Source organism: Bdellovibrio sp. 22V (assembly GCF_030169785.1).
In the GTDB taxonomy this organism is placed as follows: Bacteria; Bdellovibrionota; Bdellovibrionia; order Bdellovibrionales; family Bdellovibrionaceae; genus Bdellovibrio.
On sequence record NZ_CP125854.1, the window covers coordinates 924,635 to 943,345 of the forward strand.

The following is an 18,711-nucleotide window of genomic DNA, read 5'->3' on the forward strand; positions in this document are numbered from 1 at the left end:
CTGCTAGCTGTATTTTTGCATCAGTATTGCGAACACCAGTTTTGAGGTGTAATTACTTTTGTGATTTCATTGGCCCTCATATATAAAAACTCGGAGCCAATTGCTAAGCGCAGGCGTTCTTTGCGCAGAGATTGTGGAGAGACCACAAGAATCTGTCCGTAACCTAAACCATCCGTAGCAATGATGCCTGAATTCTTTTTTAAATTCCATTTCACAGAGCGTCCCGCCAAGGGTGTTGTATCCATTTCGGTAAGAATGTTGGATATCGTGCCCACGGAGTCACGGCAAAGAAGGCGGAAGTGCACCACCGTTAAAAATTCACGATGGCAGTTTTGTGCGCGGGAAAATCCATAACCCACGTCACAAGTATTAAAAGCTTTTTCAGAGACACCCAATGTATCCGAAGCTCTCTCCATCCCGAGATGTCTTTGGATGGCTTGAACATCAATAGAGGAGACCGCTTCTTCCGGAGCCGCGGTCGGCACGACGGGAGGAATCTCCACAGTTTCATTTTTCGGAGAAGTGCTGCACGCCGCAAGGAAGAGTACGAAGAGAGTAAATATATAAAGTCTCATTCGATTATTTTCTCACGGAAGAAGTGTGCAAATCAATGTCCAGAAGTTAGACGAAAAAGAGAGCATTCCTGCTCCCTTTTTCATCATCTCATCAGTGATGAGTGAATTTGCTTTTGAATTGATCGTATTTCTTTTCGATCGTGTCGCTGAACTTAGCCATAAAACCTTTTGCAGTGGCATCATCAATATGAAGGCTGTCCATTACTTGATGTACCTTTTGATTGCATTCTTCTTTAGGAAGACCGGTTTTTTCAGATACCAGTTCCGCGAATTCATCAGGGCTTGTCATGGCTTTACGGAGTTCATCTTGCGAAAGATCGATGTTGCCGAACTTTTCTTTCAATGCTCCGGAAAACTCATTGAATTTCGTTTGTAGTGCTTGAGTGTCCATAGACAACTCCTTCCTTTTTCAAGGAACCTCAGTGTGAGAGTTTGTTTTTGATTTTATCTACTTTCTCGTTAAATTTAGCGGTCACACTGCTGCCGGCGCTTTCATATTTTTTATCCATTTCGGCCAGAAATTGAGAGACTTGTTTCTCTGCTTCTTCTCTGGACAATCCGGCTTTCTGTTGCACTAGACCGCTCAGTGATTCTAAATTTCCTTTTGTTTGTTCGATATCGTCGTCGGTGAGGGCGCCCCATTTTTTGCGCAATTCACCCGAGATTTCTTTCAGCTTTCCTTGGAAGATATCCTTGTTCATGGGAACCTCCTTAGTTGAGAATACCTCTCTATAATCAGGCGCCTGTTTCGCGAAATAGTCAAATTTCCCACGCCAAAACTTTGACTCCTGTCAGGGAATTTCTGCATGGAAACATTTTCCCCCGGGGCAAAATTTGCCTGAAATCAAATATGTTGGTTCGCAGTCGCTGCGCCTCGACCACGGTCCTGTTGGCATCCGTGTTGCTTAATGTATTTTCAGGGCCACTCTGTGGTCCGTCATCATGGAGGATGAAGTGGCTGAAGAAAAAGCGGCAGCAGTGGAAGCGTCGTCAGGCCCGAGCGGGGGATCTGGACAAAAGCCTATACTCTTAATTGCCTTGGCGGTTATCAACATGCTCGTCGTCGCTGGCGTTGGGTTTATGCTTTATCAAGGACGCAAAAAGGAAGCGGCTGAACCAAAAATCGAACACGTAATTAAAGGTGAAGCGGAAGCTCAGCACAAGGAAGCCACAGAAGAAAAAGAAGTGGTGGGCAAAGTCGTGCCGCTTGAAACTTTCATTATCAATCTTGCCGGTTCTAAGGGACGTAAAGTCGCGAAAGTAAACATGGAGCTCGAAGTAAAAGGGGACCATGTTCTTGAAGAGATCGAAAAGCGCAAAGCTCAGATCCGCGATATTATTATCATTATTCTTTCTTCCAAAACGTATGAAGACGTTTCATCGCGTGAAGGTAAAGACAGTTTAAGAAATGAAATCAAGGACACGATTAACTCTTTCCTGGTTCAAGGAAAAATTTCGAACGTGTTCTTCACTGAGTTCCTTTACAACTAAGGCAGGAATATGAATCAGGTACTTTCGCAAAGCGAAGTGGATGCTCTGTTAGCGGCGGTCTCCGACGGGGACGTGTCGTCTTCGGATTCTCCCAAGGCCGAGTCCCAGAACGTAGGAAAAGTCGAAGATCGCAAGATTGTTTCTTACGATCTGACAAGCCAAGACCGTATTATTCGCGGTCGACTTCCGCAGTTGGAAGTTATTTACGAAAAATTCATGCGCGCCTTCCGCGTTTCATTGTCTTCAGCGCTTCGTAAAATCGCTTCGATCACTTTGACTTCGACGGAATTTTTGAAGTTCGGTGAGTTCATCAACACGCTTCCGATGCCAACGTGCATGAGCGTTCTGCGTTTCGGGAATCTGCGCGGTTCAGCTCTTTTCGTTATTGAAAGTAAATTGGCTTACGCATTGGTGGACAGCTTCTTCGGTGGCGCGGATCGTCCTTATACAAAAATCGACGGAAAAGACTTCACTCCGATTGAACTTTCTATCGTGCAAAAAGTCGTAGGTCTTGCGATCAATGATTTGGAAATGGCATGGGCTTCGATCGAGAAGATCGGTTGTTCTTTCGTTCGTACCGAAGTGAATCCACAGTTTGTGGGTATCGTTCCTCCGACGGACGTGGTCATTGCATCGACGTTCGACGTCGAACTTGAAAACGCGACAGGCACGATTTCGATCGTGATTCCTTATGCGACAATCGAACCGATCAAACAAAAACTCTCTACTGGTTTCCAAGTGGAGTCGGATCAAACGGATAAAAAACTTTGGACTTCGATCATTCAAGAACAGCTTCTTGAAACGGACATGGAGATCAAAGTGAATCTTGGCGAAACAGAAATCAAACTCAAAGATATGATGAATTTGAAAGTGGGCGACGTGATTCCATTGGATCAGGACGCCTCCGGTGAGTTTGACGTGAATGTTGAAGGCGTTAAAAAGTTTAAAGGTTATTACGGAATACATCATGGAACTGTGGCGGTCCAAGTTACTCGCCCGGTGCAAAAAGGGTAGGGGGATAAATGGGTGACGATACATTGGACAATTTGGCGGATCAGCTCGTAGCTGAAGCCGCGGGAATGGCGGAAAATACCAAGAAAGCATCGGCAGCAGCTCCAAGTGCGACAGATCGCAACTTGAGCTTGATCTTGGATATTCCATTAAAAGTGTCAGTGGAGTTGGGTCGCACAAAAATGCCAGTGAGCGAACTTTTGAATCTCACACAAGGCAGCGTGATCGAATTGAACAAATTGGCCGGTGAACCTATGGAAGTCTACGTGAACGACAAATTGATCGCTCGCGGTGAGGCCGTCGTGGTGAATGAAAAGTTCGGTGTGCGTTTGACGGATATCATCTCGCCAGCTGAGCGCGTAGAACAACTTAAATAAGAGGTTTAGAATGCGTTGGTTGCTTTCTTTGATCTTTGTGATTTCAGTTTCCGCTCACGCGGCGGAAGAAGCTGCAACAGTTGCAACGGCAACGGAAGTGGCTAGCGTTGAAACGGCGAATGCCGCTGCCAGCGAAAATCTTCCGATTGAAAAGAATAAACCGGATTCACGTAAAGAGTCTGAAATTCCATTGAATTTGGAAAAGGACAAGAAAGCATCTTCCGACGGCGGAAGTCTTTTTAGAATCCTTTTTACGATTTCGATTTTGGGCCTTGTCGGTACGGGCGCTTACTTTTTCCTCCGTAAGTATTCCGTTCCCAAAGCGATGAAGCACCAAACGCAAATCAAAATCTTGCAACAGCATTATTTGGGACCGAAGAAAAGTCTTGCGATCGTGCGCGTGGCCGGTGAGTCGATTCTTATCGGGGTCACTGACCATAATATTTCCATGATTAAGTCTTTGTCGCTATTGGATGACGAAGTCCCCGAAGAAGCTCCGAAGAATTTCGGCAAAGTTCTCGATTCTAAAGTTGAGTTCGACGGAGCAGAAGATGACGCTCCGGCAAAATCAAAGCGCGTTGCTAAAGAGATCGAATCCGATGACGAGTTCGCAATTAGCGGAATCAAAGACATTGTTTCTAAGCGTCTTAAAGGAATGAGGTCTCTTCAGTGAGAAAGTTTAACTGGACTCTTTGCAGTCTTCTTCTCTTACCTTTGATTCTTTTTATCAGCTCAAGTGCGTGGGCCCAAGTCACTTTGCCGACAGTGAATCTGGGTTTTAAAACGACAGACAATCCGAATGAAGTTGTTAACGCCGTAAAATTGATTTTGATCATGACGGTGCTGACTTTGGCGCCGGCGATTTTGATCATGATGACGGGTTTTACTCGCATCATTATCGTTCTTTCTTTCTTGCGCCAAGCAATGGGTGTGCAGCAAATGCCGCCAAATCAATTGCTCGTGGGTTTGGCGTTGTTCCTGACGTTCTTTGTAATGCAGCCGGCATTCAATGAAATGAACCAAAAAGGCATTCAGCCTTATATGGCGGGAAAAATTTCTCAAGAGGTGGCGATTGAAAACACATTGGCGCCTCTTCGTAAATTTATGTTCAATCAAACGCGCGATTCGGATCTTGCATTGTTCATTAAGTTGGCCAAGGTCGACAAACCGAAAACACGCGCGGATGTACCGACAATGGTGCTTGTTCCGGCATTTGTCGTTTCGGAACTGAAAACGTCGTTTCAAATCGGTTTCATTATTTTCCTTCCGTTTTTGGTTATCGACATCGTAGCGGCTTCGGTCTTGATGGCGATGGGGATGATGATGCTTCCGCCGGTAGTGATTTCGTTACCCTTTAAGATCATGCTCTTTGTCTTAGTGGATGGATGGGGGCTTCTCATCGGTTCAATGGTCAAGAGTTTCGGGTGAGGTGAAAGATGACAGAAGAATTAGTGATTCGACTTGGACAAGATGCGCTTCGTACAACAGCAATGTTGGCGGCGCCTCTTTTGATCAGCACATTAGTTGTCGGTTTGGCCGTGAGTATTTTCCAGGCTTTGACTCAAATCAACGAAGCGACTTTGACTTTTATTCCTAAGATGATCGTCGTCGCGTTGGTCTTTGTTTTGGCCGGGCCCTGGATGATGGATGTGATGAGTACTTATACTGTAAATCTTTTTGAAAATATTGCCGTGATGGTGAGGGAATAAAGTGTTGAACTGGAGTGCGATGACGGAAGCACAGATTTTGCTTTTTGCGCTGGTTCTCCTGCGCATGATTGCATTTGTCGTGTCTTCGGCTGTTTTCGGATCTCCTTTGGTGAATACGCCAATTAAGGTTCTGCTTTCCATCGTATTAAGCGTGGTCCTCTTCCCTTTAGTGAAGGTTGGCAACGTCGATTATTCTTTGATCTCTAATGAAATCATCAGCTTAGCCGTCCGTGAGTTAGTCGTCGGATTGTCGCTAGGATTTTTAACCCGTCTGTTTTTCTTTGTTGTCACAATGACAGGGGATTTGGTGTCGATGTCCGTGGGCCTCAGCGCCTCGCAAATGTACAACCCGATGTTGGGAAGTCATGGAAATACCATCGATCAATTTTACTCTACTATCGGAACTTTAGTTTTCTTAGCAATTAACGGTCACCACATGTTGATCAGTGGAATCGCGCAAAGTTATGAACTTGTGCCTGTAAGTTCTCTTGCGTTGAATGTGGGGCCTTTCGCCGAAATGGCCGTCTTTGGACAGACGGTCATGATGATGGCCATTAAAATGTGCGCACCCGTGCTCGTAGCGGTGTTGTTGGTAAATCTAGCGATGGGAATCTTGGGAAGAGCAGTTCCCCAGATCAACGTCCTGGTCACGAGTATGCCAGTCACAATCTTGTTGGGAATGACGGTGGTGTTTATCTGTCTTCCCCTGATGGTGATTGAAATGAATGGTTTAGTTGAAATCACCGCTAGCAAACTGATCGCGGTGATGAAACACTTATAGTAACAAGGCTTTTAAGTTCTAGGAAGGAACTGAATGTCTGAGGACAACGGCGAAAAAACCGAACAGGCGACGGACGCGAGACGGGAAGAGTTTCGCAAAAAAGGGAACGTCGCTCATACAAAGGAACTTGCGTCAGCAGTGCTATTGCTTGCTGCGGCTGGTGGCGTGTATGCGTTGGGCCGTTTCTTCTTCAAAAATCTCTTCGAAGTTTTTCATTATTCATTCGGAAATGACATGGTCGTATTAGTGCGTGAAGGTAATTTCACGGAAGCCTTTCGCTTCTGCGGTGAAAAAGCTTTCATTCTGATTGCGCCTGTTATGGGTATCACCGGTATTCTCGGTGCGGCCTCGTCGATCATGCAAGTCGGTTTCTTGCAAGTGGAAGACGCCCTTTCTCCTAATTTCGAAAAATTGAGCCCGGTAGAGGGCTTTAAACGTATTTTCAGTTTGCGTGCCGTTGTTGAGGCTTTGAAGTCGATTCTAAAAATGGCCGCGGTGGGAATTGTTGTTTATTTCCTTCTTCGTGGGGAAGTCAGACAAGTTCCCTACATGCTGACGTTCTCAGTAGAACAAATCATCTCTTATATCGGCACGGTTGTCGTAAAACTCTTGGGCGGCGTTGGTGCCGTCATGCTTATCATCGCGTTGGCGGATTACTTCTATCAACGTTGGGATCTTGAAAAAAAGATGATGATGACCAAACAAGAAGTCAAAGAAGAACACAAGCAGCGCGAGGGTGATCCGATGATCAAATCGCGCATTCGCCGTATTCAGCGTGAAATGGCGAGTAAGCGCATGATGTCCGAGGTTCCCAAGGCCGATGTGGTCATCACGAATCCGACACATATTGCGGTTGTTCTTAAGTATACGGACAACTTGCCGGCGCCACAGCTTATCGCGATGGGCGCGGATCACGTTGCGGAAAAAATTAAAGAGATCGCTCGCGAAAACAATATTCCTATCGTGGAAAACAAACCGTTGGCGCGAACGATCTTTAAGACAATGAAAATTGGACAAGTCATTCCTCGAGAGCTCTTCGTCGCCGTCGCCGAAGTGCTTTCGTATGTTTATCGTTTGCGTAGGAAGAAAAGATAATGGATCAATTTTTTCAGTTCATGAAAAGGTTCGAAAAGTTCACGAAGAATACGGATCTTTTGATTGCGTTTGGTTTGCTGTCGGTTTTGGCAGTGATGATCATTCCATTACCTCCGTTTCTTCTCGACATTTCTTTGACTTTCTCTTTGGCGATCAGTGTTTTAATTTTGCTGGTCAGTATCTACACTGACAGAGCTTTAGATTTCACATCTTTCCCGTCACTTCTTCTGATGACGACGTTGTTCCGCTTGTCTTTGAACGTGGCAACAACACGTTTGATCCTGACGCATGGACATGAAGGTGAAAAGGCGGCCGGGGACGTCATTGCGTCCTTTGCGAATTTCGTAGTCGGCGGAAATTATGTCATCGGTTTCGTGATGTTCATCATCTTGATGGTCATCAATTTCATGGTTATCACTAAAGGTTCGGGCCGCGTGGCGGAAGTTGCAGCTCGTTTCACTTTGGATGCGATGCCTGGTAAGCAAATGTCCATTGATGCGGAGTTGAACTCCGGTCACATCACCGAAGCAGAGGCGCGCAAACGCCGTAAGCAAATCGAAGGTGAAGCGGATTTCTACGGCGCGATGGACGGTGCCTCTAAGTTCGTACGTGGTGACGCTATCGCCGGTATCATTATCACAATGATCAACATCCTGGGCGGTTTGGCTATCGGTGTGATTCAAAAAGGTCTTGATGTCGGGACCGCTGCAAAATACTACACAATGTTAACGATCGGTGACGGTCTTCTTGCGCAGATTCCTGCTCTTGTGATCTCAACTGCAGCCGGTATCATCGTGACAAGAACTTCGAATTCCGACAAAGACGTGGGTGAAGAAGTTACGGGACAACTTTTCGTCAAACCTCGCGCGGTCATGATTTCAGGTGGCGTTTTGGTTTTGATGGGCTTGGTTCCGGGGCTTCCGACAATTCCGTTCTTGGTGATGGGATCTCTTTTGTGCGGAACAGCTTGGATCATCCGAAAATCACGTGAAGAAAGAGCTGAAAGCGAAAAGAAGCAATCCGAAGCGGCACTCAACGTTCCGAAAAAAGAAAACATCGAAACAATGTTGCCACTCGATATGGTCGAACTCGAAGTGGGTTATGGCCTGATCAATATCGTGGAGTCGGATCAAAGTGGCGACTTGCTTGAGCGTATCGTCAGTATCCGCAAGCAGTTTGCTTTGGATCTGGGAATCGTCGTTCCAAGTATTCATATTCGCGACAACTTGCAATTGGCTCCAGGCGAATACCGCGTTCTGCTCAAAGGAAACAGAGTGGGTGGTGGTACTCTTCGTCCAGAATCTATGCTTGCAATGGATCCGGGCAATGTCGCGGAAAGAATCGAAGGTATTCCGACGAAAGAACCCGCTTTCGGTTTGGATGCATTGTGGATTTCTCCTGCCCGCAAGGAAGACGCCGAGATCGCTGGTTACACGGTGGTGGATTTGCCGACAGTTATGGCAACACATCTTACAGAGATCATTCGTACCCACGCGCACGAGCTTTTGGGACGTCAGGAAGCATCGACACTTATCGAGAACTTCAAGAAGTCGCATCCCAAAGTTGTGGAAGAGCTGGTGCCGGATCTTCTTCCATTGGGGTCTGTTGTGCGCGTATTGCAAAACTTGCTCAAAGAACAAGTTTCTATCCGCAACCTTCTTACAATTTTTGAAACTTTGGCGGATGAGGCCCCTCGCACGAAGGACATCGAGGTTCTTACGGAGCAGGTTCGCCGCGCTCTCGCTCGTGGTATCACAGCGAAGTACACGACTGAAATGGGCAACATCCCTGTAATGACCCTTCACCCTCATATCGAAGAGTTGATTGCCAACTCCTTGTTGCAGACCGAGCAGGGCGTGCAACTTGTGATGGACCCGACAACGGCCCATCGTTTGATCAATGAAATCGCGCGTACGGTGGAAGGTCATCCTGAGGTGGCAAGTCAGCCGATCTTGCTGACGAGCCCGACATCGCGCCGTCATTTATATAAGCTTACATCCCGCTTTATTCCTCAACTTGTGGTGCTTTCGCACAATGAGTTGACGTCTGATGCGGATGTTCAATCCGTTGCACTCGTGGAGATGAGCCATGCAGGTTAAGAAATTTGAAGCCCGGACTATGAAAGAAGCCTTGGAGATGGTGAAGACCCAGTTGGGTCCCGACGCCATCATTCTTTCGGCCCGAGACAATAACAAGAGCTACGGTCTTGTCGGAGAGGGTAGTGTGGAAATCACAGCAGCCGTTTCCGAAGAGACTTTGCAAAAGAAAAGATTTGCAGAGTCCCGTTTGCGCGAACAGGATCGTGAAAAATTCCTGAAGAGTCCGGCTCGTCAACAGAAAGAATTGATCCACAAGATGGTGGAAAAACATGTGCAAAAGAGCCAGGCTCCGGCTCCCATCACGCAACGTCGTTACATCGATATCGAAGATGAAGCAGAGATGCGCCAAAGACAAGTAGCTGATGAACGCGTGCGTTCCGCGGCACAAAGAGCTTTGAATGCTTTCCAAGAGCAAGAAGAAATCTTTGCCACTAAAGGTGCCGCTATGAAAAAAACGGCGGCGGCTCCTGCGGCTGTCGTCGCAAGACCGGCACCGGCTCCCGTGGCAGCGGCGGAGTCGGCGGAAATTCTTGCATTGAAAAATGAAATCGCAAGTTTGAAAAACGTCATCAGTCAATTCCAACAAATCCCGCAAAGTTTCGTCGGCACTCATCCTGGCGCGGACTACGGGATCAATTACGACTTGAGTTTTGTTTTTGAAAAACTCACAAGCGCGGGTATGGCACCGGAAATCGCGGCCGAAATTCTCACAAGCGCGCAAGACAGTTTGCCGGCTTTGAAATTGAAAAACCGCGCTTTGGTGGAAGCGTACGTTGCCCGTCACGTTTTGGATGCGACTAAAATCGCTCACCATCCGACGCAGGGAAAAATCCATTGTTTCGTAGGTCCCGCAGGCAGCGGAAAAACTTCGGCGTTGATCAAAATGGCCAGCCACATGGTGGTGCGTGAGGGCAAGAAGATCGCATTGTTCACAACGGACACTTTCAAAGTGGGCGCTGCCGATCAGATGAAGATTTATGCGCAGATTCTTAACGTTCCATTCTCAGTGATTCGCTCACAGAACGATTGGACAAACTTGATGCGCTATCTTGCGAATGTCGACTGTGTTTTGGTTGACTACACAGGCTTGAGCTTAAAGAACAACGATGAAATTCAAATGCTGAAAAGCTTGTTGCCGCCGGCAGCATTGAATCCAAACATTCACTTGGTGCTTTCAACAAACGCGAAAGATTCTGATGCGACAGAGTTAGGCCGCCGTTATTCGATGGTAAGTTATAAAGATGTGGTCTTCACTTCTTTGGACGAATCCACGCAGCACGGGACAATCTACAACTTCATGAAACGCTTCGACGTTCCATTGCATTCATTCGGTATCGGTTCGCGTGTACCGGAAGACTTTGAGTTTGCAACAAAAGAACGTCTTTTGGATTTGATCTTTAAGATCACTAAAATCAAACAACAGGAATCTGAAGCCGTATGAGAAACATGAATGTCTTTGATATGTATCGCACTCGCACTATCAGCGTCACTTCAGGAAAGGGCGGCGTGGGTAAAACAACTCTCGTTGCCAATCTGGCATTGAGCCTGGCGCAAAAAGGCAAAAAGGTTTTGATTCTGGACGGGGATCTGGGCATGGCCAACGTAGATATTCTTTTCGGCGTAAAAACGTGTGGAAATGTTCACGATATTATCTCTGGCCGAAAAGAAATGAAAGACATCCTGACGGAAGTTTCTAAAGATGTCTTTTTGATTCCCGGCGGAAGCGGCGTTGTTGAATTCAACAATATGAATCACTTCGAGCGTCGTGCGATGGTAGAGGCTGTCAGTTCTTTGCCGTTGGGATTCGACTATTTATTGATTGATACAGCTCCGGGCATTGCCGAGAACGTTTTGTTCCTTAACTCCGCGGCGCAAACAGTTTCTGTAGTGATTACTCCCGACCCTGCCAGTTTCGCGGATGCTTACGCTTTAATCAAAGTTCTTAATAAGCAATATAAAGTGAATCGTTTCTCCATCATTTGCAATCAGGTGAAAGACGAAGCGGAAGGTTTGAGTCTTTATCAGCGTTTTAATGACGTCGTAAACAAATTCTTGTACATCGGTTTGGATTACTGGGGATCGGTCCCCAATGACGTGGTTCTTCGCAAGGCCAATCAAATGCAGCGTCTCATCGTGAGACATGATATCGGCGCGGAATCGTCCAAGGCGATTCGTCAAATTTGTAATCATGTCGAGAAATCTTCAAAGCAAATAGAAACGACCGGCGGCATGCAAATGTTCTGGGATCAGGTCGTTGGATTTGCCTAGTAGAATTGGACTTTCAGCGTAAGCACCTGTTTGTTAACATAGTGTCTAAGAGGGAAAAATATGGGGAAAAATGCGGCATTGTTGAAGAAGTACAAAGAAGAGCCACGTAAGCTTGCTGCCAATCAAAAAGATGATCTAATTAAAGAATACGCGCCCTTGATCAAATTCATTGCTCAAAAAATCGCGGTTCGTCTTCCCTCTAATATCGAACTTGACGATTTGATTTCTGCAGGTGTGATCGGTTTGATGGATGCCATCGAAAAATACGATTCCACACGCGATAACAAATTCAAAACATACGCTGAATTCCGCATCCGTGGTGCTATTCTTGATGAACTCAGAGCGCAAGACTGGGTGCCGCGTTCTATTCGTGATAAAGCAAAACTTCTTGATAAAACAATGGTGCAATTGGAAGCGGACTTAGGCCGTTCACCAACCGACGAAGAAGTGGCAAAAGCATTGAATGTCAGCATCGACGAATTCCATGACCTTGTGAACCAAGTTCGTCCTGTCAGCCTTCTGCCTATTGATCAGGCGACAACGTTCAGCAACACTGACAAAAAATCCATCATGGATATTTTGGAAGGTTCGCGCACAAACAGTCCGTTTAATCAATTGAATGTAAAGAACATTAAAGAGGTCGTTGCGCAAGCGATCGAAGAACTTCCGGAAAGACAACGTTTGGTTCTTTCTCTTTATTACTATGAAGATCTAAATCTTAAAGAGATCGGACAAGTTCTACGTGTGACAGAGTCACGCGTATCTCAGCTTCATGCTCAGGCCGTTGCACGCCTTCGTGCAAAACTTGCGGCAACAATTGGCGCCGGTGAACTAGAAGTCGCTTAAGAAAAAGGTACCTGGTGCCTTTTTTCCCAAGAATAAAAAGGACGCCTCAAGCGTCCTTTTTTTATTTCATTTTCTCGCGGAAATATTTTTCGACAAGCAGAGTGAACTCGGTGCTGTCAGCGTGTTTGTTGAACTCTTCCATAATTTTTTGATTGGCTGGATCTGTTTTAAAAGCGGCGCCATAATGATTCATCATCACAATCTTGGGATTGATTTGTAAACTGTCGGCGACTTGCTTAACTCGAGGATCCGCGGCAGCCAGAAACTTGAAAACGCCGGCATCAATAAAAATATAATCCACACGTTTGTTCGCCAGTTTCAAAACGTTGAGGGCATCGTTCGGGGCCGTTTCCAGATTCAGTTTTTTCTGTTTGTGCACAGTTCTTAGAAGCGAACGAATTGTATAACCATTGACGTTGCCGCCTTTGTATTTGGCAAGATCCTCCGGCTTTTCCCAATGGATAGGTTTGTCCTTTCTTTCAACGATCACCCAAGGCGTGTCATAAACAGTTTTGGAAAGAACCATTCCGCGCAGAAAATCATCATCTTTAAACGAAGGGAAAAATCCAGTGACACTCGGATCGAATCCGACCGTACGAGTTCGCATGATAGGAACAAAGCGCACTTTGAAGTTATAGCCGAGTTTCTTAAATGTCTCTTTCATCGCGTAAGTCGCAGCTCCTTGTTCGGGCATGCTTTCGCTCATGAACGGTGGAATCTCCATAGTTATAAAAGTAATGTCTTTAAGTGGTGTCTCAGTTGTGGTCGATGTTTCTGCAAAGCTAAGAAGAGTATGGAGAACGATAAGTATTAGAACCCATATTGCTTTCATAAGACTTTTATCGGTCTTTCAGAGAGCTCAGTCAATACACTGCAGCCTTACTATTTAGTAATATGCCCTCGAGAACTCTAAGGAGAATATTTCGATTTGAGATCGCGAAGAGCGACCATAAACGGCTCCATCCCAGGAAAAGGCGAAATTTTTCCAAGTTTTTTGCCTTGATAAAAAAAGAGAAAAGTCGGAATTCCGTGCAGCCCAAAACGAGTCGCAAGATCGAAATCCTCATAGGTATTTACATGGAACCATTTAAAACGCAATGCTGTTACAAGCTCCACATCTTGAAAAAGCATCTTTTTCGCGACTTCGCAATTCGGGCAATCGTGACCCCAGAAAAAAACGGCGACAAGGTCATTAGCATTTTCAGAAAGACGCTGATCGAATGTCGCGGGACGAAGCTGCTCCATGTTCATTGCAGAGAACAGGGGATGACTCATTACTTGTCATCCTCTTCCATTTTGGCTTTGATCTTTTTCATCACGCGAACTTCCATCTGGCGAACGGCTTCGCGAGTGATTTTATATTTCTCGCCGATCTCTTGCAGGGTCAGAGGATCGTCATTCAAGATGCGCTCATCAAGAATGATTTTTTCGCGCTCGGAAAGCTCAGGGCGGATTTCTTCAATTTTCTTTTTAAGAATTTCGAGCTGCTCTTCTTTCGCAAGCACTTCATCCAAAGGCTGTTGCGAAGAATCGCGCTGCATGTCTCCCAAGCTTGTTCCTGAATCTTCATCAATAGGACGGTCTAAGCTCAGATCGCGGCCTGACATACGCATCGCCATATCGCGAACTTCATCTTCGGGAATTCCCAAACGGCTGCTGATTAAAGCGGTGTTGGGTTCAATACCCATGGCGTCCAACGCCTCTTTTTCTTTTTGCAATTGATAGAACAGTTTTCTTTGATTTTGAGTCGTACCAATACGCACCATTGAGTACTGACGCATCAGAAACTCTTGAATGTAACCGCGAATCCACCATACCGCATACGTGATAAGGCGGGCTCCTTTGTAAGGATTGAACTCGCGAACCGCATGCATCAACCCGACGTTGCCCTCTTGAATGAGATCGATCATTTTTGCGCCGAATTTAGAATACTCCGCCGCAATCTTGACGACGAAACGCAAGTTGGCTTTGACTAAAGCTTGCGCGGCCTCAGGATCTTTGGATTCAAAATAGCGTTTTGCAATGGCCGTCTCTTCCTCTTTCGAAAGAACTTTATAGCGACGAATTTCGTTCAAATACATCACTAATGGATCGGCCGAAGTAATCGCTTTTGAAGAGCCCGCAATGGCGAGCGATTTCGAGTCTTCCAGCGACTCATTAATATCTAAATCTTCGTCGGCGTTAGAAACGGCATAGGCTTTTTCGGCTTCCGTAGAGGGGTGAACGTCCTCGTGGTGAGGATCTTCAACGATCTCGGCGACGACGTTTCTAGGCTCCACCTTTTTTTTGGCTCCGCGAGTAGACGCGGCCTTGGAAGAAGCGGGCTCCGCTTTTTCTTTGCTCGTCTTACTTTTCGGGGTGGAGGTCTTTGCCTTGGTTTTTGCCATGAGAGTTCTAGGCTAGATACTTAGCCAATTTCCTTTGCAAGGTCTCTTGGACTTTACCTTTGAACGGCGTGAGCATCAACGGCAGATCCACCGTGACAGAGACTTTGCAACCCGTGCCAGAGGAAACAACGGCCATATCGGCCTTAAATTGCGAACCTTTTAGCGCCGCACTTTTCGCGGACTCGTTAAAAGAGCACTGAATCTTTGGGTCGAAGCGTCGAATATCCTGATCGTTTGAAAGGAATTCTTTAATTTTCTGGTAAGCCTCTTCCACATTCTGAGTGCTTTGGTGATCGATTGTAAATTTCGGCATTGTAACATCCTTTGTTAACGTCTTTCGAGTATAGCTGCGATCCGGCCGTTGAAAAAGACCCATCCGACTGCGTTGGTTCGGGCTCCTGCCCTCAACCCTTCGGGCTATCGCTCAAAAATAGCATCCTGCTATTTTTGTGTCAGCTAAGGAATGGCGCCTGGATCTTTTTGAACGGCCTTTATAGAGGTAATTACGGATCCATTAGGGACGGTTTTGGAAAGGATAAAAAGATGCGTTTTGACTGTGTAGGCACAATATGTCAACCTGGGGCCTCTGAAGTATTCCCTTCACAAAAAGGTACACCTATGAAGTTTGTAAAAGAGCTAAAACGAACAAATTATTGCGGAAGTCTAGGTCTTCCCCAAGTAGGACAGAAAGTTGTCCTTATGGGGTGGGTGGATGTTCGCCGAGATCACGGCAGCTTGGTTTTCATTGATCTGCGTGACCGTGAAGGGATTGTGCAAGTCGTTTTGGATCCTAATAAAGCAGAAACTTCGGCGGCAAAAAACTTGCGTGGTGAATTTGTTTTGGCTGTCGAAGGTGTTGTTCGTGCCCGTCCTGAAGGTATGAAAAACGCAAAAATCAAAACAGGTGAGGTCGAAATCGAAGCCACTCGTTGCGAGATTTTGAATGAATCTGCCGTGCCTCCTTTCCAAACGGATGATGACAACGTCAACGAGATGTTGCGTTTGAAGTATCGTTACTTGGATTTGCGTTCACCGCGTTTGACTCGTCATTTGATGGTTCGTCATAAAGTGGCACAACTCGTTCGTCGTTTCCTTTCAGAGAACGGCTTCATCGAAGTTGAAACACCGATCCTTTATAAATCGACTCCGGAAGGCGCGCGTGATTACCTTGTTCCTTCGCGTGTGAACCCAGGACACTTCTATGCTTTGCCGCAATCACCGCAAACATTGAAACAGCTTTTGATGATTTCCGGCTACGACCGTTACTTCCAAATCGCGCGTTGCTTCCGCGACGAGGACTTGCGTGCGGACCGCCAGCCTGAGTTCTCTCAGATCGACATGGAAATGTCTTTCATTGATCAAGAAGATATCATGCAGATGAATGAAAAACTTTTGCGCACGATCTGGAAAGAGATCAAAGGCGTCGATGTGGGCGACATTCCTCGTATGACATATCAAGAGGCCATGGACCGTTATGGTATTGATAAACCAGATACGCGTTTCGGCATGGAGATCAAAGATCTGAAAGCCGTGGTCACAGGTTCTGGCTTTAAAGTTTTCGACGACGTTTTATCGCGTGGTGGAATCGTGCGTGGTATCGCGGTTCCTAAAGGCGGCACGTTCTCTCGCGGTCAATTCGATAAATTGACGGAAGTTGCGAAACGGGGCGGAGCAAAAGGTCTTGTCTGGATCAAGTCCGAAGCAGATGGCACGTACTCGTCTCCGGTTTCGAAATTCTTCAACAACGAAAAGTTGGCGGAGATTTTCAAAACCGTCGGTGCACAATCTGGCGATGCGGCTTTGGTCGTTGCGGATGAGTTTGATACGGCTTGTGCTTCGCTTTCGACTTTGCGTTTGCACTTAGGTAAAGAGTTGAATTTGATCGATACATCCAAAGATAAATTCTTGTGGGTGATCGACTTCCCACTTCTTGAGTACTCTCCGGATGAAAAGCGCTGGGTCGCTCGTCACCATCCGTTTACGTCTCCTAAGGACGAGTTCGCACAAGATCTTTTGAACAACAACGAAGCCGTTTTAGGCAAGATGTTGGCAAAAGCGTACGACCTTGTTTGTAACGGTTACGAAATGGGTGGCGGAAGTATTCGTATCTATCGTAACGAGATTCAACAAGCGATGTTCCGTCTTTTGGGTATGAGCCCGGAAGAAACTCAGCACAAGTTTGGTTTCTTCTTGGAAGCTTTGAAATACGGAACACCTCCGCATGGTGGTATCGCATGGGGTATGGACCGTCTTGTGATGTTACTTTGTGAGACGGATGCGATTCGTGAAGTGATTGCATTCCCGAAAACGGCGAAAGCGACAGACCTGATGGCGGATTGCCCAAGTGAAGTCAGCCGTGATCAGTTGGCGGAAGTCGGTGTTCGACTCAGCAACTTGGCGGAAAAACATCTCGAAGATTTAAAGAAGTCCTAGTGTGAAGGTTCCACGGTGATGGAGCCTTCTTCTGAAGTCACTTTGATGTGACCGACTTGATCAGGCGAAACGCCGGGCGCGGCTTTCGCCACCAAAGTGTTGTCAATTTTCCCGGAAACAGTTTGCAAGTCCAACTCATAGAGCTCTTGTTCGGGCAGACTCAGCTTGATATTGCCTGAGCGGGTGCTAATCAAGATGTGTCCTTTAAACGATGATGGCAAATAAACATGTGCTTTTAGTTTCGCATTGGAATCTTGCGTGACCTCTTGGCCGTTCACGTTCATTTGAATCCAGTGGCTTGCGAGAGGTTCTTGAAAACGAATATTCACAGACTCGCTATCAGCCGTTTGTAGAATGAAAGGACCTTGCTCAAAGCGCGGAACTTTTCCTTCCAAGAGGACTTTCAAAGTGGGACCGTTGTGTGTCTGGACGTCGATTTCGACGTTGCGGGTTTCAAAACCAAGCTTGGAAATACCTTGAAGAAAAAATTCTCCATTTTCTTCATATTTCTGACCCTGCATCAGTTTGTCCGTCACGGAATGGAAAGCATTGAAAACGGAGTCGGGGTTGTTAAAGACGTATCCCATAATAAGGATCAGTCCTCCCGTGAGGACGAAAAATAAAGCGCCTATACCGAACAGAATTTTCTTAAACATGACAGCACTCCGGTTCTTAGTATTACCACTATTTTGAAGAATGCGCTTCTTTTGTTTTTGAGTTATTCTGGTGCCTGTTGAGCGAGGAAAGACATGCAACGAATTCTGCCAGAAACAGCGCTTGAAATGAAAATGATGTGCCTGGGTGCCGCTTTTATTGAAGAAAATCAAGTTCTTGATGAGCTGTTTCAAGTGGTAGGGTCCGACTTGATAGACGGTCAGGAGCTTTCCGAAGAACAGCGCGAGCAGATTCTTAATGAAATAGGCGAGTACTTTTTCAGACTCGATATGAACTACGGTCCAGATATCAAAGCCGACTGCATCGAAATTCTCGAAGATTTCTGGGGCGTGCGCGATACCAAATCCGCAGAGCAGACTTTGGAAAATATTCGCACTCAAGGTCATCGCACAAAGTTCAATGTTTTGCGATCCGTTCTTCCTGCAGATGGAAGCATGGACGCCGTTTCTCTTGATAAATTTAAGCAGATTTTCTGTTTTGATTTTGAAGACAGTCAGAATTTACAGATGAGCGATGAAGATTATCGCAAGCTTGCTCAGTGGATTCAAAGAACGAATAAATATCTTAAAGAGGCGGGGATTCTCGGTTGGGATGCCGCTCGCTATGTGCAACTTGTGCGCTTAAGTTTTGTGGCGGGATATCTGGACGACAATCAAGCTTGGGCGGCGGTTTTAAAACTGGCTCCTCTGGTCGAGGGTCACTTCACAACCTGGATGGAATTTTCGCAAAGTTTTCTTATCGGTCGAACATTCTGGTCCGGCTCCGACGATCCGCAAGTAAAAGGCATTTGTGAAAAACTTCTGGGGCATCCGGCAAGTCCTTGGCAATTTATCTCTTGGACTTAAGCGGTCGTTGTACGACGTAGGTCTAGAATATTCTTTGCTGTCTCAAGTTTAAACGTTTAATTCCGATACATACCTCGTGGATGCCAGGATGGTGTCCTCAATACACACACGGAGGTGTG

21 protein-coding genes and 1 pseudogene are annotated in these 18,711 nt (G+C 46.2%); 14 read left to right on the plus strand and 8 right to left on the minus strand.

All coding sequences use genetic code 11. The features are described 5' to 3' along the window. Positions 1–20 precede the first annotated feature (20 nt). From QJS83_RS04435 to QJS83_RS04445, 3 genes are all read right to left on the minus strand, one after another. On the minus strand, positions 21–575 hold the full coding sequence (locus QJS83_RS04435) for a hypothetical protein (protein ID WP_284607897.1): 555 nt from the start codon (positions 573–575) through the stop codon (positions 21–23). A gap of 91 nt (positions 576–666) precedes the next feature. Beyond that, positions 667–966: a hypothetical protein gene (locus tag QJS83_RS04440; RefSeq protein WP_284607898.1), complete on the minus strand. Its 300-nt coding sequence runs from the start codon at positions 964–966 to the stop codon at positions 667–669. Positions 967–994: 28 nt separating this feature from the next. Then, positions 995–1,276 carry a CsbD family protein gene (locus QJS83_RS04445; protein WP_284607899.1) on the minus strand — a complete coding sequence of 94 codons (282 nt, stop codon included), beginning with the start codon at positions 1,274–1,276 and terminating at the stop codon, positions 995–997. Between the two features lie 253 nt (positions 1,277–1,529). Here QJS83_RS04445 and QJS83_RS04450 point away from each other — a divergent pair, with 253 nt between their 5' ends. From QJS83_RS04450 to QJS83_RS04505, 12 genes and pseudogenes are all read left to right on the plus strand, one after another. Next, positions 1,530–2,066 carry a flagellar basal body-associated FliL family protein gene (locus QJS83_RS04450; RefSeq protein ID WP_284607900.1) on the plus strand — a complete coding sequence of 179 codons (537 nt, stop codon included), beginning with the start codon at positions 1,530–1,532 and terminating at the stop codon, positions 2,064–2,066. A 9-nt stretch (positions 2,067–2,075) separates the two neighbouring features. Next, complete coding sequence (gene fliM, locus QJS83_RS04455; protein ID WP_284607901.1) at positions 2,076–3,080, plus strand: flagellar motor switch protein FliM; 1,005 nt, start codon at positions 2,076–2,078, stop codon at positions 3,078–3,080. A gap of 122 nt (positions 3,081–3,202) precedes the next feature. Then, positions 3,203–3,454: pseudogene (fliN, locus tag QJS83_RS04460) on the plus strand (flagellar motor switch protein FliN); the annotation flags it as partial. Between the two features lie 10 nt (positions 3,455–3,464). Beyond that, the gene (gene fliO / locus QJS83_RS04465; protein ID WP_284607903.1) at positions 3,465–4,127 is read left to right on the plus strand and encodes a flagellar biosynthetic protein FliO; all 663 of its coding nucleotides are present in this window, start codon (positions 3,465–3,467) and stop codon (positions 4,125–4,127) included. Beyond that, positions 4,124–4,882: a flagellar type III secretion system pore protein FliP gene (gene fliP, locus QJS83_RS04470; RefSeq protein WP_284607904.1), complete on the plus strand. Its 759-nt coding sequence runs from the start codon at positions 4,124–4,126 to the stop codon at positions 4,880–4,882. The genes fliO and fliP overlap by 4 nt, the downstream gene beginning before the upstream one ends. An 8-nt stretch (positions 4,883–4,890) precedes the next feature. Beyond that, positions 4,891–5,163, plus strand: a complete 273-nt coding sequence (fliQ, locus tag QJS83_RS04475) for a flagellar biosynthesis protein FliQ (protein ID WP_284607905.1) — start codon at positions 4,891–4,893, stop codon at positions 5,161–5,163. A gap of 1 nt (position 5,164) precedes the next feature. Continuing rightward, positions 5,165–5,944: a flagellar biosynthetic protein FliR gene (gene fliR, locus QJS83_RS04480; RefSeq protein WP_284607906.1), complete on the plus strand. Its 780-nt coding sequence runs from the start codon at positions 5,165–5,167 to the stop codon at positions 5,942–5,944. Between the two features lie 33 nt (positions 5,945–5,977). Continuing rightward, entirely contained in the window at positions 5,978–7,039 is a 1,062-nt protein-coding gene (flhB, locus tag QJS83_RS04485) for a flagellar biosynthesis protein FlhB (protein WP_284607907.1), read from the plus strand. Further along, positions 7,039–9,138, plus strand: a complete 2,100-nt coding sequence (flhA, locus tag QJS83_RS04490; protein ID WP_284607908.1) for a flagellar biosynthesis protein FlhA — start codon at positions 7,039–7,041, stop codon at positions 9,136–9,138. Before flhB ends, flhA begins: the two co-directional genes overlap by 1 nt. Continuing rightward, entirely contained in the window at positions 9,128–10,579 is a 1,452-nt protein-coding gene (gene flhF / locus QJS83_RS04495; protein WP_284607909.1) for a flagellar biosynthesis protein FlhF, read from the plus strand. The genes flhA and flhF overlap by 11 nt, the downstream gene beginning before the upstream one ends. Continuing rightward, a complete protein-coding gene (locus tag QJS83_RS04500) occupies positions 10,576–11,406 on the plus strand; it encodes a MinD/ParA family protein (protein ID WP_284607910.1) in 831 nt (276 codons plus the stop codon). The genes flhF and QJS83_RS04500 overlap by 4 nt, the downstream gene beginning before the upstream one ends. Before the next feature lie 60 nt (positions 11,407–11,466). Further along, entirely contained in the window at positions 11,467–12,252 is a 786-nt protein-coding gene (locus QJS83_RS04505) for a FliA/WhiG family RNA polymerase sigma factor (protein WP_284607911.1), read from the plus strand. Between the two features lie 61 nt (positions 12,253–12,313). Here QJS83_RS04505 and QJS83_RS04510 read toward each other — a convergent pair whose 3' ends face one another. The 4 genes from QJS83_RS04510 to QJS83_RS04525 form a co-directional block, all read right to left on the minus strand. After that, on the minus strand, positions 12,314–13,084 hold the full coding sequence (locus QJS83_RS04510; protein WP_284607912.1) for a substrate-binding periplasmic protein: 771 nt from the start codon (positions 13,082–13,084) through the stop codon (positions 12,314–12,316). 77 nt (positions 13,085–13,161) lie between these two features. Next, positions 13,162–13,527, minus strand: coding sequence for a thioredoxin family protein (locus tag QJS83_RS04515; RefSeq protein ID WP_284607913.1), 366 nt, complete (start codon positions 13,525–13,527; stop codon positions 13,162–13,164). Next, entirely contained in the window at positions 13,527–14,639 is a 1,113-nt protein-coding gene (locus tag QJS83_RS04520) for a sigma-70 family RNA polymerase sigma factor (RefSeq protein WP_284607914.1), read from the minus strand. The genes QJS83_RS04515 and QJS83_RS04520 overlap by 1 nt, the downstream gene beginning before the upstream one ends. A gap of 7 nt (positions 14,640–14,646) precedes the next feature. After that, positions 14,647–14,952, minus strand: coding sequence for a polyhydroxyalkanoic acid system family protein (locus QJS83_RS04525; RefSeq protein ID WP_284607915.1), 306 nt, complete (start codon positions 14,950–14,952; stop codon positions 14,647–14,649). A gap of 305 nt (positions 14,953–15,257) precedes the next feature. Between QJS83_RS04525 and aspS the strand changes: the two genes are divergently transcribed. After that, positions 15,258–17,072 carry an aspartate--tRNA ligase gene (gene aspS, locus QJS83_RS04530; protein ID WP_284607916.1) on the plus strand — a complete coding sequence of 605 codons (1,815 nt, stop codon included), beginning with the start codon at positions 15,258–15,260 and terminating at the stop codon, positions 17,070–17,072. Here aspS and QJS83_RS04535 read toward each other — a convergent pair. After that, the gene (locus QJS83_RS04535) at positions 17,069–17,728 is read right to left on the minus strand and encodes a DUF4097 family beta strand repeat-containing protein (RefSeq protein ID WP_284607917.1); all 660 of its coding nucleotides are present in this window, start codon (positions 17,726–17,728) and stop codon (positions 17,069–17,071) included. The genes aspS and QJS83_RS04535 overlap by 4 nt on opposite strands. A 93-nt stretch (positions 17,729–17,821) precedes the next feature. Between QJS83_RS04535 and QJS83_RS04540 the strand changes: the two genes are divergently transcribed. Beyond that, a complete protein-coding gene (locus tag QJS83_RS04540; RefSeq protein WP_284607918.1) occupies positions 17,822–18,592 on the plus strand; it encodes a DUF1266 domain-containing protein in 771 nt (256 codons plus the stop codon). Positions 18,593–18,711 lie beyond the last annotated feature (119 nt).

Coding starts and splice junctions, on each gene's coding strand:
- QJS83_RS04435 (WP_284607897.1), bottom strand. CDS start 575: ATGAGACTTTATATATTTACTCTCTTCGTACTCTTCCTTGCGGCGTGC.
- QJS83_RS04440 (WP_284607898.1), bottom strand. CDS start 966: ATGGACACTCAAGCACTACAAACGAAATTCAATGAGTTTTCCGGAGCA.
- QJS83_RS04445 (WP_284607899.1), bottom strand. CDS start 1,276: ATGAACAAGGATATCTTCCAAGGAAAGCTGAAAGAAATCTCGGGTGAA.
- fliM (WP_284607901.1), top strand. CDS start 2,076: ATGAATCAGGTACTTTCGCAAAGCGAAGTGGATGCTCTGTTAGCGGCG.
- fliO (WP_284607903.1), top strand. CDS start 3,465: ATGCGTTGGTTGCTTTCTTTGATCTTTGTGATTTCAGTTTCCGCTCAC.
- fliQ (WP_284607905.1), top strand. CDS start 4,891: ATGACAGAAGAATTAGTGATTCGACTTGGACAAGATGCGCTTCGTACA.
- flhB (WP_284607907.1), top strand. CDS start 5,978: ATGTCTGAGGACAACGGCGAAAAAACCGAACAGGCGACGGACGCGAGA.
- flhA (WP_284607908.1), top strand. CDS start 7,039: ATGGATCAATTTTTTCAGTTCATGAAAAGGTTCGAAAAGTTCACGAAG.
- flhF (WP_284607909.1), top strand. CDS start 9,128: ATGCAGGTTAAGAAATTTGAAGCCCGGACTATGAAAGAAGCCTTGGAG.
- QJS83_RS04500 (WP_284607910.1), top strand. CDS start 10,576: ATGAGAAACATGAATGTCTTTGATATGTATCGCACTCGCACTATCAGC.
- QJS83_RS04505 (WP_284607911.1), top strand. CDS start 11,467: ATGGGGAAAAATGCGGCATTGTTGAAGAAGTACAAAGAAGAGCCACGT.
- QJS83_RS04510 (WP_284607912.1), bottom strand. CDS start 13,084: ATGAAAGCAATATGGGTTCTAATACTTATCGTTCTCCATACTCTTCTT.
- QJS83_RS04515 (WP_284607913.1), bottom strand. CDS start 13,527: ATGAGTCATCCCCTGTTCTCTGCAATGAACATGGAGCAGCTTCGTCCC.
- QJS83_RS04520 (WP_284607914.1), bottom strand. CDS start 14,639: ATGGCAAAAACCAAGGCAAAGACCTCCACCCCGAAAAGTAAGACGAGC.
- QJS83_RS04525 (WP_284607915.1), bottom strand. CDS start 14,952: ATGCCGAAATTTACAATCGATCACCAAAGCACTCAGAATGTGGAAGAG.
- aspS (WP_284607916.1), top strand. CDS start 15,258: ATGAAGTTTGTAAAAGAGCTAAAACGAACAAATTATTGCGGAAGTCTA.
- QJS83_RS04535 (WP_284607917.1), bottom strand. CDS start 17,728: ATGTTTAAGAAAATTCTGTTCGGTATAGGCGCTTTATTTTTCGTCCTC.
- QJS83_RS04540 (WP_284607918.1), top strand. CDS start 17,822: ATGCAACGAATTCTGCCAGAAACAGCGCTTGAAATGAAAATGATGTGC.